Source organism: Geminicoccus flavidas, assembly GCF_009806515.1.
Taxonomy (GTDB): Bacteria; Pseudomonadota; Alphaproteobacteria; order Geminicoccales; family Geminicoccaceae; genus Geminicoccus; species Geminicoccus flavidus.
This window is the reverse complement of sequence record NZ_WUJP01001029.1, coordinates 1-1,336: the sequence shown is the minus strand read 5'-3', so window position 1 is coordinate 1,336 and position 1,336 is coordinate 1. Positions and strand designations below refer to the sequence as shown.

The 1,336-nt window shown below is 57.4% G+C and carries 1 pseudogene; it reads left to right on the top strand.

Annotated features, from left to right (window positions below):
* Nucleotides 1-289: 289 nt before the first annotated feature.
* Nucleotides 290-454, top strand: a pseudogene (locus EQG76_RS29515) (CRISPR-associated endonuclease Cas2); the annotation flags it as partial.
* Nucleotides 455-1,336: the final 882 nt, after the last annotated feature.

Genomic DNA, 1,336 nt, shown 5'->3' with positions numbered 1-1,336 from the left:
GGCAGCCGCCGAGGCCCCGCACCCCAATAGAAGAGCTCCGCCGACCGGCCCATCGGTACCCGGTAGCGGACGATGGCGAGATCGTCCGCCAGGTCGATCTCGGATCCGGCATTGCCGCGGGCGTTCAGATAGCCATGCAGGAACTGGAGGACCAGGCGCTGCATGCTGTTCCGTTCTCTGCTGACCAAGCCGAACCCTCCAGCCGCGGGGAATGCCGCGGACACCTGGCGTGCCGGCAGCTTGCCACCGCACCAAGTATGAAGAAATCCCGGGAAGGTCACTCTGCTAGCTGCAGCCGGCGCAATGGACGGTGCTGCGGGCGCGGCTGCTATCAAAGATCGACCCGGACGCCGACTCCCTGCGGTTCTACTTCCTCAGCGCGAACTGGCGCCGTCGGATCGAGCATGTCGGCGCGAAGCCGGCCTACGATGCGGATGGGCCGCTGATCGTCTGATCGTGCGAACTGGCAGTTGATGTCGTCCCCCTGGAGGTTCGCGCAGGCCTCGAACCCAGGACGCATCTGATTCTGCCGGGCCCCTGGGCGTCCCGATTACTGGTATCACCAGCCACCGCCGGAGGTTGGCACACTCAGAGTAGTTCCCTCAGGCAAGCAGCAGGTTATCGCAGAACAGTCGCTCCCCATGCGGGGGCGTGGATGAAACTTGGCGGAGAAGGACGAGCGCTCTTAGACATAGGTCGCTCCCATGCAGAGCGTGAATTAAAATTAGGTGCATTGTGTGGCTGACCAGCAAAATGCTCGGGGAGAACAATAGTTATTTGCCATTGCTTCCCTAGGTATACATGACGTATAATCATGTGACATATTGTGATACTTATGGTTCGGAAACTATAGAAGCATCCATCTTATCTAATTAATACTACATAAGTAACTTTATGAATGGTAACTGGAGTAAACACATCATGCGCAAGCAGATTTTAGCTTGCAGGAGATCATATTGACGAAGCAGCGTACGCTGCACGATACCCCCATGTCGTAGGCAACCGCTCATTGCTTCGATGGCACCCTGCAGAGCCTCATGCAGAGGATCACAGCCACATGACCGTCTGCCGCACCGACTGGAGTCGGTTGCATCCCCGAACTTCGGCAAGCTAGGCTAATCAAATCTACAACCTTAGCCACACCAGACCTGACCATGCAGCGCGGGCTCTTGGTTCACACTAGTCCCTCTTTGGCCGTGTCAGGACCCTGAACGGCCACGAGAAAGGACCTGCACCTAATTGCAGCCTTTTGGCCCATGATGTTCTTAGAGCCTGTTTGAGAATGGGTTGGGGGGGATCTGGGTGTGGTGGAAGCTCGGGATGTGGACCCGAGAGA